This window comes from Pseudoalteromonas lipolytica (assembly GCF_001306915.1).
GTDB classification, from domain to species: Bacteria; Pseudomonadota; Gammaproteobacteria; order Enterobacterales; family Alteromonadaceae; genus Pseudoalteromonas; species Pseudoalteromonas simplex.
Genome location: NZ_LJTC01000016.1, coordinates 1 through 14,311, shown reverse-complemented (window position 1 = coordinate 14,311; position 14,311 = coordinate 1). Strand labels below are relative to the sequence as shown.

The following is a 14,311-nucleotide window of genomic DNA, read 5'->3' as shown; positions in this document are numbered from 1 at the left end:
ACCTTGCTTGCAAATAAAACATAACTCGATAAGCTAAAAACAGGCTTTAAAAGGATGCTTAAAATATGAAATTCATCAACTTAGTTGCTATCTCTTGGGCCATCAGTGGGCTATTTAGCAGCTCATTAATGGCGCAGCAACAAACCTGCCTTACTCAGCTTGAAGACCAAGAACTGATGATGAAAAGTAAGCGCGAAGGGCTGTTTAGAGAGCCATTGCCACGCACTCATAGCACCTTTAGCTATAATATCGAGCAAGCATTTAATGACTATTTAACCGCTGCGTACCTGCAAATTAGTAGCGAAAACCCGCGTGCTAATTTGCCATGCCCTGTTTACACAGACACCTATCAGCAACTTGTTGCACAAGGCGCTCGACCAGCTAACGCAACTGTTGCTGATTTAATAAGCCCATTTGAACTCAAACAGGCCGATAGCCGTAAAGCGGTGCTCTTGATCCACGGTTTAACCGACTCACCCTTTACCTATCACGACCTTGCACAAGTGTATTATCAACAAGGGTATACGGTACGCACAATTTTACTCCCTGGGCATGGTACCGCTCCTGCAGCACTTAGAGACATCGATGCCGATGATTGGCAAAAGGCTAGCGTGTATGCCATTGAGCGCACATTAAAAGACTTTGATCAGGTGATATTAGGGGGCTACTCAACCGGTGCTGCACTGGTTATTGATTACTTAACTCAAGGCCCAGTCGATAATAAAATTACGGCTGCTATGTTGTTTTCACCCGCAAGCGAGCCACACAATAAAAACGGTTGGCTAGCGAAATGGGTCGATGCGATTCCATTTGTGAATTGGATTGATAAAGACGCGGACCTTGATTTTGCCAAGTATGAGTCGTTTCCATTTAGTGCAGCCTCAGCTAGTCACGAAGCAATGAGCCGTATTAGCCTTGATGAGCTACGTCATCGCCACCTCCCTAATGTAGCGATATTTAGCACCTTTAGTGATGTTGACACCACAATAGATAACCAAGCGACCTTTAAAATTTTAACTAAGCTGCACGACCCAAAAACGCGCAAGAATAACCAGCTTGATCGGCTTGTATACTATGGTGATGACAATAACATCCCAGCTAGCTTTCCAGTTGATTACCAAATAATTCGTGATGACTGCAACACCGATGACTGTAAAAAAATCAAAGGAATGTCACATATTGGTATTGTTAATAAACCCAGCAACCCTTACTACGGTCGCACAGCATTGTATCGCAATTGCGGCAGCTACTTAGATGACGACACGCTTTATACAGCCTGCAAATACCAAAAAGACGTTGTGATGGGTGAACGCACAGCCGAAAATTTACAAGCGCACAAGCCCTTTGCACGACTCACGTTTAACCCTTATTTCGATAAGCTTGCTATGCATATCAACGATTTTATCAAAGATATTGAATCGGCTGCACAATGAGTAAGTTTAGCCACCGCTGGTTTAATCAAATAAGCGAGATTGATGCCACTCTATGGCAGTCATTTTTCGATGATACACCCTTTACTGATCACGCTTTTTTAGCTGCTTTAGAACAAGCAGGCTGTGTGAGTGAAGCGTCGGGCTGGCAACCCATGCACCTAGCAATTTACCAGCAAGAACAGGTTATAGCCTTACTACCCGGGTATCTAAAACACCACTCTTATGGTGAATATGTATTTGACTGGGCTTGGGCTGAAGCCTATCAACAACATGGCTTAGAGTATTACCCCAAATGGCTGTGTGGCGTACCATTCACACCTATTGCAGGGCAACGAATTAGTATAAATCACAATAAGCCCGCTGAAGTCTATGCGTACATTCAGCACATACTCACAGCAACAGCAGCGCAATTAGACTGGTCAGGTTGGCATATAAATTTTTGCCACCAGCAACAAGCGACTGCATTAACTAGCAACACCGTAATGCAACGTCATGGCGTGCAGTTTCAGTGGTTTAATGAAGGCTATAATGACTTTGAGGACTTTTTAGCTTCACTCACCGCAAGAAAGCGTAAATCGCTCAAAAAAGAACGCGCAAAAATAACTGAACAACAGATAACCGTAGAATGGCTCGAAGGTGCTGACATCAGCAAACAGCACATGCAGCAATTTAGTCATTTTTACCGCCAAACCTATTTGAAGCGCTCAGGCCACAATGGTTATTTGAATACCGCCTTTTTTGAGCTATTACAGCAAAGCATGGCCGACAAACTGGTGTTAATGTTCGCTAAGTATCAAGGAGAGGTGATTGCCGCCACACTCAGTTTTAAAGATCAGAATTGTTTATATGGTCGATACTGGGGAACGAACTATGAGCTTGATAGTTTGCACTTTGAGCTTTGCTATTACCAAGGTATTGAGTACTGTATTACCAACAAACTTAAGCAGTTCCATTCTGGCGCGCAAGGTGAGCATAAAATAAGTCGCGGTTTTAAGCCCGTAAATACCTATTCACTGCATCATATTCAACACACTGAGTTTGCAGCTGCCATTAGTGATTTTATTACTAGAGAACGCCAACATATGGCGCTCTATAAAGACCAATGCGAAAGCTTACTGCCTTTTAAACAGCAATAATTGGTTATTCGCTGGCATTTGCACATCTTCAACAAAGGTTAAGCCAGCTTGCTCTGCAAGTTGGCAAATCGCTTCAAAATCACGGATTGCACTATGTGCATCTTGCTGTTTTAAAAACGCATCGAATTCAGCATTACTGGCACTGGTATACTTACCTTGGTACTTGAATGGTCCATAAATACACAATTTACCTTTAGGCGCTAAGTGCTTTGCTACACCTTGGAAAAAGCGCTCCACCAGTGGCCAGCTAATAATGTGCATTGTATTGGCAGTGAAAATAGCATTCACTGTTTCAACCGGCCAAGGATCATTAAGGTCGAGTATGAGTGGCGCATGCAAGTTAGTTAAATCAGCTTCTTGATGCCATTGTAAAATCCCCGGGTGATTAACCTCGCGATCACTACAATGCCACTGCAAATGTGCTAAATGCGTTGCAAAATGCACACTATGTTGCCCAGTACCTGAGCCGACTTCTAATACGTCCGTCACATCAGAAAAGAACGCATCTAATACGTTTAAAATAGGTAATTTGTTGTTTTCACAGGCTTGAGAGAAGGGTTTATCCATACAAATTAGTGCACCATGTTTGGTAATTAGTGCACAACAGTAAAGCAAAAATAAATAATAAAGTCGCGGTGAATTTATTAGTTAAAAATATAAAACCATTATTTTCAACTAGTTAAATTTATTGATCAATATTGGTACAGCTTATGCTATTTCTTAAGTGAATTAATCAATAGGAGCAATATTATGTATATCTCACCCTACACCGCTGTAGATGCAGCACTTGCAGCCAGCGAACGAGCTGAAAGCGAAAAAGCCGCCTTAACAAGTTGTGACGACAGAGCAACCGTGATCGATCTTCTTTCTCAATGTAACAAAGAAAATGTACAGGCGCCGAAAAAACATGAAACAGACCAGATTTTTATTCTCGGCTACAATTAATCACACACAGTTAATCCATTCAGTCTTAGCTTCATTATATAAGACTTGCACTAAAACCGATTAACTGTAATGATAACAATTATCATTACAGTTAATCGGTTTTTCTATGCACTCTCACAATGCTATGCTCCATTATCAGCGGCAAATGAAATGTGTTTGCCAAAGACCTGGGTTACATGCCCCTGCGCTTGTTGCTAACTATGTTGAAGCGGGTTTAAACATTGCACGCTATTACGAAAAGCATCACAACTTTATTTTGCAAGAGCTGTATCTAAGACGCACCTTTCATGAACTACTTGAAAAGATGTGTGATTCATTAGTGCATAATGCAATTCGTAAACAATGTTTGGCTCAGCTTTATAAACCGCAACTTGCGCTAAAACGTTACTACAAAACTCATAACTGTATTGAAAAGTATTTCAGTTTGGAGCGAGAAGCGTGCCTTCTCAGCCAAGAATTTAACCCGATTTAGGAGTGTTTATGAGCCAATTTAGAACCGAATCAGATAGCATGGGTGAGCTACAAGTCCCTGCCAATGCGTTGTATCAAGCTCAAACGCAACGCGCTATCAACAATTTTCAAATTAGTGGCTTAGCCATGCCTAAGCAATTTATCACCGCCCTCGCCTACATTAAGCAAGCTGCCGCTCAAAGTAATGCTGCTTTAGGCCATTTGAGCCAAGGTAAAGCCAAAGCCATTGAGCAAGCAAGCCAAGAGGTCATTGACGGTAAACATTTTTCAGAGTTTCCTGTTGATGTATTTCAGACAGGCTCTGGCACTAGCTCAAATATGAATGCCAATGAAGTTATAGCAACGCTGGCGAGCCAGTTTGCAGGGGAAACCATTCACCCCAACGATGATGTGAACATGGGACAAAGCTCAAATGATGTGATCCCCACTGCGATTGCTGTAAGTAGCGCTATTAACATCATTTATGAGCTGTTTCCTAAACTCGATAAACTCAGTCAAAGCCTACAAATCAAACAAGCCGAAGTAGGCCATATTGTTAAAACCGGTCGCACTCATTTAATGGATGCAATGCCTGTGAGTTTTGCACAAACACTGGCTGCATGGCAGTTACAAGTGGATCATGCAATGACTGGTATTCGCCAAGCACTCGAGCGAGTTTGTGAACTTGCACAAGGTGGCACAGCGGTTGGTACTGGTATTAATGCCGATCCAGCGTTTGCTGGTGAGTTTTGCCAACACTTGAGTGAGAATGTAGGTATTCGCTTTAGCCCAAGTAAAAACTTCTTTTATAACATCGGCTCACAAGACGCCATTGTTGCGCTTTCAGGCCAGCTAAAGGTACTTGCTGTAGCACAAATGAAAATAGCCAATGACTTGCGCTGGATGAACTCAGGCCCACTTGCAGGTCTTGGTGAAATTGAACTTGAAGCTCTACAGCCAGGTTCATCAATTATGCCGGGTAAAGTAAACCCTGTAATCCCTGAAGCGGCAGCGATGGTCAGCGCACAAGTAATTGGCAATGACGCGACCATTACAGTGGCTGGTCAAGCGGGTAACTTTGAGCTCAATGTAATGCTGCCTGTGATTGCCTTAAACATTTTGCAAAGTATCGAACTGCTGGCGAATAGCAGTGAAGCACTGGCAGATAAAGCGATTGCCAGCTTTAAAGTAAACCAAAGCAATGTTGATAAAGCGCTCGCTAAAAACCCAATTCTAGTTACCGCGCTTAATCCGGTGATCGGCTATAGCAAAGCAGCAAAAATTGCCAAATTAGCTTATCAAGAAGGTCGCCCTATTATTGATGTTGCTGCAGAGCATACGGATATTTCGCGCGAAGAACTGAGCGAGTTACTGAACCCCGCCAAACTAACCCAAGGTGGTTTGTAATACCCGCTTATTGTAAAGTGGTATAAACTTTTATCTTTTTGTAGCTCTGTGAATACAGAGCTACTTACTGAAAGCAAACGTTTTTATTGCTCCGCTTTGAGCAATGTGTATGATAGTGAGTACTTATTCAACGATTTTTAGGTATGTTATGCGCTATCCACTATTGGCAATTTTATTTCCTGTGTTATTAACTGCGTGCTCGGACGCTGCAACTAATGAGCAAGCCGAATCAACGGCAACCAGCAATAAACTTGTCGAGGCACCAAAAGCCGTTGAAATAAAAAACGCTGAGGAAGTGACCAAAGCAGCCCCAGATAAAGCCACTATTAGCTCTGCCCATGAGCAACTTAAACAATTAATCGATGATCCAAGCTGTGACAACAGCAGCCAATGTAAAGTATTACCTGTAGGTAGTCGTGCTTGTGGCGGCCCAAGTAGCTTCATTGTTTATTCAACCAAAACAGCTGACACTGCTGAGGTTGAAAAACTTGCAAAAGATATCACCGCCCTTGAAAAGCAATTTAACGCAGCAAACGACATGATGAGTATTTGTCAGCATCTAACCGCACCAGGTGCGCAGTGTTCTGAGAATACTTGTGTTAGAATCGAAGGCTCAGCGGCAAGTGTATACTAAGGAATAAGCAATAATGGTTCGTTCATCGACTTTCAAGAAACTTTTCATCACCACAACTGTGTTAGCAAGCATTGCTTTAAGCGGTTGCGAAACAACAACGTCGGGTAGCTCTGCACGCGTTGATCTAGGTGATTTAAACGATCAGCTGAACGATATCGTTAGCAATAATAGCTGTACTGCGAGTTTTCAATGTAAAGTGTTAGAAGTTGGTGAGCGAGCATGTGGTGGCCCAAGTCGCTATGTGGTCTATTCAACGTTAAACAACGTACAAGAGCAAGCTGAACAACTTGCGGAGCGAATTACAGCAGCTGAGAAGTCATCTGATCAAGCATTAACTGTTAACGATTGCTCACCAGTTCTGCCTGTACAATCGCTGTGTATTTCACAGCAGTGCCAAGCAATCGAGATTAAGTAAATAATGCAATAAGGCCGGATACTATCACCACGCTGATGATACAAATCCCGGCCTTATATATGTATTTAACCTGCATTGTATTATGCACCCAGTAAGCATAAATGTAGCGAACAAAGTAACTTGCTGCAGTGCCAAATAATGCAAAAATAACTAAATACGCAAGTAAAATAATATCCACAGTCATGCCACTTCTTTAAAACATCTAGTCTCAGTGTAAGGGCTTAAAGAAGTAAAGGCAAAACCTTAGCTTTTTTTACTGTGTTCAATGAGTAATTCAGCCACGCGCTGCTTCACAGCACGCTTATCATCGGCTGCAACGCCAAAACGCTCAGCCAATAAAGCAATCTCTTCATCATTTAAGTTAAACGATAAACGCTGTCTGGTTTTTTTCGACTTAACGTCGAGCTCCAAAATCTTACGGATCATATCTGATGGCGTAAGCTCTTGGTCAATGGCTTGCTTCTTAATTGATTTTTGCACTTCAGAACTTAAATCAAACGCCATTTGCGTGGCTCTAACGGCTTGCTCCTGACGCTGCCATTTGGCTTTTGCATCACTCACTTGGCATCCCCAGGAAATAAGTCAACAATATCGCTAATTGGTCTGGTTAACGTCAGTGATACCTCTGTTTCACCACCTTCCCAAATCTCAATATTTAAACTATGCGATTCATCATCTGAGCTTAAACAGATCATTTCACACGGCTCACCACCTTCGTCTTCATACCGAGGTAAAGGCTTATTACGGTAGTCCTTATTATGGAAATAACACACATAAGGTACTTCTGATTGTTTGTAGCTCGATGCTAAAAAGTGACTAAAACGCTCCGGGCTATTTTGTACATTAATTGCCGTTAATTCGTCTTCATCAAAAATACGAGCGAACTCATCAAGGGTAAAAATCTCATCAACATCGTCGCGTTGAATTTTGATCGCAAAGTTTGCCCATTGCTCACCGTCATCTGATTCAATTTGCAAAAACACCACTTGGCCAGATTCACTCTCGAGTACCAACTCATACTCTGCACTACGTTGGTACTGATACGTTTGCACATCAATAACACGCAGTGTCTGTCCTTTTAACCAGCTTGGGTAAGCGAACGAATCAATCACCGTCAGCATATCACCAACGAGTAATTGGCTTGGATCAGTAAGCTGACGCTCTGGGGCTTTTTTAGATTTGAAAAAGTTAAACATTGGCTGACTCCTTGTTGAAGCAAAAAAGGTAACCCAGTGCGTGGGTTACCTTTTGTCTTTCCGTTAACTGATTAGCTATTTTGTTTTGCTTTAATACGCGCCAAAATATCTGCGCTTTTCGGGTTGGTATCACCAATACCCGCTTCAGCCATTTTCGCTTTTAAATCATCGCCATTAGTATCTGCTTCTAATTGCTTAGCCGCACCTAACTGATCTTGGCGGTCTTGCTGGCGTTGTTTAATACGCTCTAGAGACTCACGTGCTGATGTCATTGATGAGCTGTTCGTATTTAGCGTGCTGTTTACAGCCATTGTTGCTTGCTGCACACTTTCAGTCGTTTTAACCATTGTTAATTGACGTTGGTTTTCTTTAATCGACTTTTCAGCTTCTTTAACTTGCTGCTTTAGTTGCACAATGTGGTTACTAAAACCAGCTAACACTTCTTCGTGCTCTGCTTTTTCAGCTTCAAAATCACCGATTTTTTCAGCGATTTCTAATGCAAGAGCTTCGTTACCTTTTTCAAGTGCTTGGCCTGCATACGCTTCATGTTCAGCAATTGATGCATCTAGTGCGCTAATTTTACGCTTCGTTTGCATCTCTTTTGCCATTACTTCGGTCAGGCTTTTCTTAGCGCGTTGTAAGGCATTTTGTGCATCAGCAATTTCTTGTTCAAAGATGCGGATACCGTTTGCATCAACAATTGCTTGTCCTGCTTCACGAGCGCCACCACGTACAGCTGTAAATAGTTTCTTTAAAATACTCATAATCTTAACTCCAGAAATTGCTAATTAATCGTTTAAATAAATGGTCACGGCTTCAAGTGCATCAATCGCATTGTCTGCCAGTGTTACCAACTCATGGGTAATATCATCAAACGATGAATTAACCGATAACGCGCCAAAAATAGCGTATTTATCATCAATTTTTGCAAATGCGCTTAATGGGATTGGTACATTTAAACGTAGTAACGTTTCGTTTAACTCATTACGCATATCTGCTTGTACTTCGTCTTCAGCAAACAGGTAGCTAATACACAGTAATTGCTCTTCTGTTTGAGTAACAAAGATAGGTAACTCATCATTCCCATCGACGATAACTTGTAACACATCTTGCTCACCTTGGTTGGCAATCAAGAAAGACTCAAAGCTCACACCCTCTGTTTCAAAAGAAGCCAGTTTGATTGATAGTTCATTTAATTCCATGTCTCACCTTTTTACGTTTTGACATATTATGTCTGAGTTAAGATTTGCATAGCCGACATATTATGTCAACTATAAAATATCAATTTTTGTACAATTCGGTTTCAACTTGCCACGCTTGGCGGTAATAATCATATAAGGTTCCTGAACCTAATCTATTGACTTCAATCGTGTTTACTTGTTCAAAAAAATGATTCGGAAACACAAAAGAAGCCAATAAATATTCTTTGCTTACCCAACGAGATGGCACCGGTAATTCGTTAGTTTCACGAATTCGCTGACTTGCTGATTTGCCAGCGGTGGTCGCGATAGTCCAACCCCATTGACCAAACGAAGGAATATTTTGTTGGTATTGCTCAACATAACCAAAACCCGCAGCTTTCATTGTTTTAGCAATACTCAAAAATGCTTTCTTCGCATGATAAGGCGATGTTGATTGCACGGCCACAGCCCCGTCAGGCGCCAATAACTGCCGCACATGATTGTAAAAATAGTCACTGTACATCTTATTAAGATCTGGGTGATTAGGGTCTGGTAGGTCAATTAAAAATAGTGTCAAAGCGCTCGCCTTTAGCAAGCATTGCTTCGACCTCTAAAAAGGCATCTGCAATGCGAATATCAGCACGAGGATCGCTCATAGAGTGTTTATTTAGCGCTGTTAAACGTGTTCTGATTTTCTCTGGCGCATCATAGTCGCCGACATCATTACCAAATAAGTTTAACAACTGACCATCTAAGTCAACCAAGGTGACATGCTCTACTGGCCACTTCAAAACATCACGCAATGCAAGTCCATCACCGCCCCCGATGATCAACACGCGGTCATGGCGATTGGAGGCCAACATAGCAGGATAGACAAGCATAGAATGATAAATTTGCTCATCCACACTTGAGAATTGTAAACGGCCATTGAGGTAAAGATCGGTAATTGCATTGGGCTGATTGCGACTCAAACGCTCAGTTAACACCAAATGCTGATACTTAGTTGCTTGCGAGTAGATGACTTTATCTTTGTATAAAACATTGCTTAGATTTTTCATCCAGCTGGTGCCAAGCACAAGCACAAACGCAAAAAACACCAACAACAGTACATGACAAACTAACAGTAGCTTAGCGAAGCGAACATGTTGATGATAGCGCCACAAAAACACGAGACCGGCAATAATATTAAATAACGCAGTCCAAGCAGCTGCTTGCATAATTGGCATCGCGAGCATAATACTCACCCAAATCGCAGCACCTATACCGGCACCGATATAATCAGCCCCGTAAATGGTACCCGCATTGTTCTCTAAAAAGCGCCCATAGACTTGCTGGCGAATACGCGCAATTAGCGGGATCTCCATACCAATTAATAGCCCAAGTAATAGACCAAACACATAGGGTAAAAAACGAGACCATTCTTGCAGCCTTTCAAACACGTAACCATTAAGTACGGTATCTGCAGGCAAGTTAAAAATTTCGGAGAAGATATGCGGCAATGAATAACTGACAGCGATAACACTCGCTATCGCTAAAATACAGCCCATACCGACCAAAGCAATAATACTCTCTAGCCATGCGAAAGCAGTAAACGCATCTTTAAACCATCGTGCTAAAAAAGCACCGATACCCATAGCGACAATCATGGTGCCGATCATGGCATAAATGGCACTCTCGACTGAGCCTAAGACACGACCAGCATAATGAGATAGCAGGTACTCATAAATAAGGCCGCACCCAGCGAGTACGGCCATAACAGTTATTAATAGGAAATCATGCCCAAGTAGATGAGCTCTACTTGGGGCGCTTGTTGTAGTAGACACTTAATTAGGCACCTAACAAGGTTGCCATAGTCGAACCAATCGCAAATGAGATTGCTGCAGAGATAGCTGCTACACCCACGTTCTTCTGGCGGTTCACTTCATCTGAAATATCACAACCAGATAGGATGATTTTGATAGTCACTAAGTGTAGTAAAATGAAAGCAACTAAACTCACTGCTGCACTTAATGCCCAGTAACCTAAACTAGCAACAATGTTGTCAGCCGCATAAGGAGCAATACCTGATGCAGCAGTTAATGCCAATGCACTACCCACTAAAAAGCCAGCATAACGAATACCTACTGCTAAGTTACCGTCAATAACCGCTTGCTGTAAGCAATCACCACTGCGATTAGTATGCTTGAATAACTGCACGCGATATTGACTGATCAGTAGCATCGCAATGCTGCCAATGGCAAAAGCTGCGATCACAATTGGAATACCATGCCAGCCTTCTGTCGCAACCCAAAATAAAGCTGAGCGAATAACGATAGCCACACTAACAACATGGCCAAAATCAATGAGTGCAGCAGTCGCATTACCTTTTACGATTTCGTCATGCAGGCTCACTTTACGAAGCGCTACTTTGTCTTGGAAGAAGTGACCTAGCTTGATAAGCACAATCGCCATCACACCATAACCTAGCATTTGTAATGCTTCTTGTTGTAAGGTCGGTGCAAATGCGCCGCTGCTCACGCCACTAAGAACAATAGCAAGTGCCGCAAGTCCTGCCGCAAAGCTAATACCAAAAGCAAAATTGTCACGCTCAGTTATTTCATCATTAGCGTGTAAGTTAGATACCCAACCCTTAATAAATTTTAGGCTGACAAATAAAGCGATAATGATTGCAAAGTCGATTGCTAAAGCTTGCAACGACCAAGTTGTTATTCCATTAAATTCATACATGTGTTGTAACTCCGGTGGTTATTCTTTTCACTACTTACCGCGGCTAATGCCACGTGATGTTCTGCTCGAGCTGTTACGTAATGACCCAGAGCTTTTACTGTAACTACTGCTAGAAGCATAGCTACTACGTGTGCGTGGCGGCGTATAGCTGCTACGGCTTAATCCTGATGCGCCACTACGTTTCTTGGCATACGGACTAGTGAATTGTTTACCTTGGCGTTGATAAGACTGTCGAGTTCGTGTCTCTACCGTTTGTTGTGCTTTAATCTGCTTAGGGCTCGAATAACGATAACGGCCATAATCATTGTAATAGCTATACTTTCTATGACGACTCCAGCGACCATATTCAACTCGGTCGAATACATCGCCCAACATACGATACATACCGTACCAAACCCAAAAGCTGGTACCACTGCTATTCGTTTGCCACTGCCCATAGTTAGGGTTGCCAACTAACTGGTTACCAACACTTTCGCCTTCAGCAGCTTCACTAATTGCACCAACCCGTGCTAGTGACCCCTGCGACATATCAGCAAGCATATTGATAGGATCGGTAAGCGCATCTTGAAATAAAGACGGTTTGGCAGCATCACGAATGAGGTCAAGTTGATGAAGCGTATCTTCATATGGTGGTATTAGATAAGTAGACTTCACATCTGCTAAGCGTTGTGTAAGACCTGAATAAATAGCCCCTTCACGAGTGGCATCAAGACTAATTACACGGGCGATCTCAGAAAGTTGCGGTTGCTGCTCAGCAAGCACCTTGCCGTATTGTTTAAGTATCGTCGCATTACGTAAAGAGCCATTATCAAGCGCTGTACCAAGTTGATTTAATTCAACTTCAGCTTTTTCTATGGATTGTTGTATTGTTTGTTTCAGCTGCTCTTCTTTTGACTCACAGCCCATAAGCAAGCTTACCAAACAAAACAGGCTAATAAGTTTCCAAGCTTTTATTTGAGACATTCATGTCACCTGATTGTGGTTTAAAAACGCAAATAGTTTTACATAGCTCAGGTACTAAACCAAGATTAAAATTGCAACAAAGGGTAAATTGGGTCGTGAATTGCTAGTTAGCAAGGGGAAAAGTTTAAAGGCCTGGCGTAGGTTGGGTAGAGCGAAGCGAAACCCAACACATCACAGAGCTATCAGCTTTCAGCCGTCAGCGATCAGCCGCGCGGTGTGGGTTTTTGGGTAAGAGTCTCCCTAAGCAATAAAGCCCTGCCAAGGCACTTCAGAGTTGTCTATTAGCAAGATAAAGCTTGAAGGTCTGGCGTAGGTTGGGTAGAGCGCAGCGAAACCCAACAGCGTGGTAATTCGTCATGCACAATGAAGAGGTAAAGTTCATTAATAAAAGACGAATTAGCGCAAGGTGAAATAAGCCGTTTTAGAGATCGCTAACCTGTTATACCATTCCGCTTAAATATCTGATCTAATATAGGCTATATAAAATCACTGGTTATTAACATTGAACCCAAACATATCTGAACAGCTTTTAGCGCTTTCTCGAAAAGAACCAAACGCACGAAAACGCATGCGGTTGCTCGCAGTGTCTTTATTTTATGAGGGTAATAGCCGAACCGATATTGCAAAACGTCTAAACACTGCAAGAAGTAGTGTGAATAAATGGGTTTCTAGTTACCTAGAGTATGGGCTGGGTGGTTTAGACAATAAGCCTATTCAAGGACGTCCATCAAGGCTGCAACCGCAGCAACTTGAACAACTGTCTGAATTTATAAAACGCACGAACACAGAGCTTCAAGGTGGGCGCCTTACCGGTGAAGACATTGTGCATTACATTCACACTGAATTTGGTGTTCATTACCACTTAAATCATGTCTATAAAATTCTAAAGCAACTTGGCTTTAGTTGGATCACAAGCCGCTCTAAACACCCAAAGCAATCATTACAAAGCCAAGAGGCTTTTAAAAAACTTCCAGCTGGAAACGATCCTTCACACACCAGGACACCTTCCTCTTGATCGGATCGACGTATGGTTTCAGGACGAAGCACGATTTGGCCAGCAAAATCCGACTACGCGCATTTGGGCTGAAACAGGCACTCGGCCAMGGATTGTAAAACAACAGCAATTTGACTATGGATACTTATTTGGCGCGGTATGTCCAGCYACAGGCCAAACAGAAGCGTTAGTTAGCCCATTCGTAAATAAAGAAGCAATGACGCAGCATATGCGCCAGATATCACACGCGACACCTGTTGGAAGACACGCTGTCGTGATAATAGATGGCGCAGGCTGGCACACATACGATACAGCTGCAGAATTTAAAAACCTAACCCTGATAAAGCTCCCACCTTATTCACCAGAGCTAAATCCAATAGAGCAAGTATGGAGTTGGATACAACATTGTTTATCAAATAGAGTGTTTTCAGGCTATGACGAAATTGTCGATGAAGTTTCAAAGGCGTGGAATCACTTTATTTCAATCCCGGATCGAGTGAAGAAAATGTGCAATCGGGAATGGATTAAATTGATTTAATCTTTATGCGGAATGGTATAAGCCATTTTAGAGATCGCTAACCTGTTATACCATTCCGCTTAAATATCTGATCTAATATAGGCTATATAAAATCACCGGCTAATAACATTGAATTCAAACATATCTGAACAGCTTTTAGCGCTTTCTCGAAAAGAACCAAACGCACGAAAACGCATGCGATTGCTCGCAGTGTCTTTATTTTATGAGGGTAATAGCCGAACCGATATTGCAAAACGTCTAAACACTGCAAGAAGTAGTGTGAATAAATGGGTTTCTAGTTACCTAGAGTATG

17 protein-coding genes and 1 pseudogene are annotated in these 14,311 nt (G+C 42.2%); 9 read left to right on the top strand and 9 right to left on the bottom strand.

The features are described from left to right. The first annotated feature begins 65 nt into the window (after window positions 1-65). Together AOG27_RS19220 and AOG27_RS19215 are read left to right on the top strand one after the other, a co-directional pair. Window positions 66-1,433, top strand: a complete 1,368-nt coding sequence (locus tag AOG27_RS19220; protein ID WP_054554613.1) for an alpha/beta hydrolase — start codon at window positions 66-68, stop codon at window positions 1,431-1,433. Next, window positions 1,430-2,569: a GNAT family N-acetyltransferase gene (locus AOG27_RS19215; RefSeq protein ID WP_054554612.1), complete on the top strand. Its 1,140-nt coding sequence runs from the start codon at window positions 1,430-1,432 to the stop codon at window positions 2,567-2,569. Before AOG27_RS19220 ends, AOG27_RS19215 begins: the two co-directional genes overlap by 4 nt. Here the strand turns inward: AOG27_RS19215 and AOG27_RS19210 are convergent. Beyond that, the gene (locus AOG27_RS19210) at window positions 2,546-3,136 is read right to left on the bottom strand and encodes a DUF938 domain-containing protein (protein WP_054554611.1); all 591 of its coding nucleotides are present in this window, start codon (window positions 3,134-3,136) and stop codon (window positions 2,546-2,548) included. The genes AOG27_RS19215 and AOG27_RS19210 overlap by 24 nt on opposite strands. 183 nt (window positions 3,137-3,319) lie before the next feature. Between AOG27_RS19210 and AOG27_RS19205 the strand changes: the two genes are divergently transcribed. The 5 genes from AOG27_RS19205 to AOG27_RS19185 all read left to right on the top strand — a co-directional run bounded on the left by AOG27_RS19205 (window position 3,320) and on the right by AOG27_RS19185 (window position 6,420). Beyond that, window positions 3,320-3,514, top strand: coding sequence for a hypothetical protein (locus tag AOG27_RS19205; RefSeq protein ID WP_054554610.1), 195 nt, complete (start codon window positions 3,320-3,322; stop codon window positions 3,512-3,514). A gap of 145 nt (window positions 3,515-3,659) precedes the next feature. Beyond that, window positions 3,660-3,986 (top strand): hypothetical protein, encoded by a 327-nt coding sequence (locus AOG27_RS19200; protein WP_058585360.1) that lies wholly within the window; start codon window positions 3,660-3,662, stop codon window positions 3,984-3,986. Between the two features lie 8 nt (window positions 3,987-3,994). Further along, the gene (locus AOG27_RS19195) at window positions 3,995-5,371 is read left to right on the top strand and encodes a class II fumarate hydratase (protein WP_054554608.1); all 1,377 of its coding nucleotides are present in this window, start codon (window positions 3,995-3,997) and stop codon (window positions 5,369-5,371) included. 148 nt (window positions 5,372-5,519) lie between these two features. Beyond that, complete coding sequence (locus AOG27_RS19190) at window positions 5,520-6,005, top strand: hypothetical protein (RefSeq protein WP_054554607.1); 486 nt, start codon at window positions 5,520-5,522, stop codon at window positions 6,003-6,005. Window positions 6,006-6,018: 13 nt separating this feature from the next. Continuing rightward, window positions 6,019-6,420 (top strand): hypothetical protein, encoded by a 402-nt coding sequence (locus AOG27_RS19185; protein WP_054554606.1) that lies wholly within the window; start codon window positions 6,019-6,021, stop codon window positions 6,418-6,420. Here the strand turns inward: AOG27_RS19185 and AOG27_RS19180 are convergent. From AOG27_RS19180 to AOG27_RS19145, 8 genes and pseudogenes are all read right to left on the bottom strand, one after another. Beyond that, complete coding sequence (locus tag AOG27_RS19180) at window positions 6,413-6,598, bottom strand: hypothetical protein (protein WP_054554683.1); 186 nt, start codon at window positions 6,596-6,598, stop codon at window positions 6,413-6,415. The two genes, AOG27_RS19185 and AOG27_RS19180, sit on opposite strands and share 8 nt — an antisense overlap. A 65-nt stretch (window positions 6,599-6,663) precedes the next feature. Then, a complete protein-coding gene (locus AOG27_RS19175) occupies window positions 6,664-6,981 on the bottom strand; it encodes a hypothetical protein (protein WP_054554605.1) in 318 nt (105 codons plus the stop codon). Beyond that, window positions 6,978-7,616 (bottom strand): DUF4178 domain-containing protein, encoded by a 639-nt coding sequence (locus AOG27_RS19170; protein ID WP_054554604.1) that lies wholly within the window; start codon window positions 7,614-7,616, stop codon window positions 6,978-6,980. Before AOG27_RS19170 ends, AOG27_RS19175 begins: the two co-directional genes overlap by 4 nt. Window positions 7,617-7,687: 71 nt before the next feature. Beyond that, a complete protein-coding gene (locus AOG27_RS19165) occupies window positions 7,688-8,380 on the bottom strand; it encodes a PspA/IM30 family protein (protein WP_054554603.1) in 693 nt (230 codons plus the stop codon). Window positions 8,381-8,404: 24 nt separating this feature from the next. Beyond that, window positions 8,405-8,818, bottom strand: coding sequence for a YjfI family protein (locus tag AOG27_RS19160; protein ID WP_054554602.1), 414 nt, complete (start codon window positions 8,816-8,818; stop codon window positions 8,405-8,407). A gap of 79 nt (window positions 8,819-8,897) precedes the next feature. Continuing rightward, a pseudogene (locus tag AOG27_RS19155) lies at window positions 8,898-10,551 on the bottom strand (polyamine aminopropyltransferase). A gap of 73 nt (window positions 10,552-10,624) precedes the next feature. Further along, window positions 10,625-11,524 carry a DUF350 domain-containing protein gene (locus AOG27_RS19150; RefSeq protein WP_054554601.1) on the bottom strand — a complete coding sequence of 300 codons (900 nt, stop codon included), beginning with the start codon at window positions 11,522-11,524 and terminating at the stop codon, window positions 10,625-10,627. A 30-nt stretch (window positions 11,525-11,554) separates the two neighbouring features. Beyond that, window positions 11,555-12,487 carry a hypothetical protein gene (locus tag AOG27_RS19145; protein ID WP_054554600.1) on the bottom strand — a complete coding sequence of 311 codons (933 nt, stop codon included), beginning with the start codon at window positions 12,485-12,487 and terminating at the stop codon, window positions 11,555-11,557. Window positions 12,488-13,055: 568 nt separating this feature from the next. Here AOG27_RS19145 and AOG27_RS21335 point away from each other — a divergent pair. Beyond that, window positions 13,056-14,019 (top strand): IS630 family transposase gene (locus AOG27_RS21335; RefSeq protein ID WP_419177741.1). Its coding sequence is split into 2 segments (ribosomal slippage): window positions 13,056-13,454 and window positions 13,456-14,019, totalling 963 coding nucleotides; the frame shifts between segments, so codons are not numbered across the junction. Between the two features lie 174 nt (window positions 14,020-14,193). Continuing rightward, window positions 14,194-14,311, top strand: a 118-nt coding sequence (locus AOG27_RS21985) for a helix-turn-helix domain-containing protein (protein ID WP_161804357.1), incomplete at its 3' end; no start/stop codon positions are given.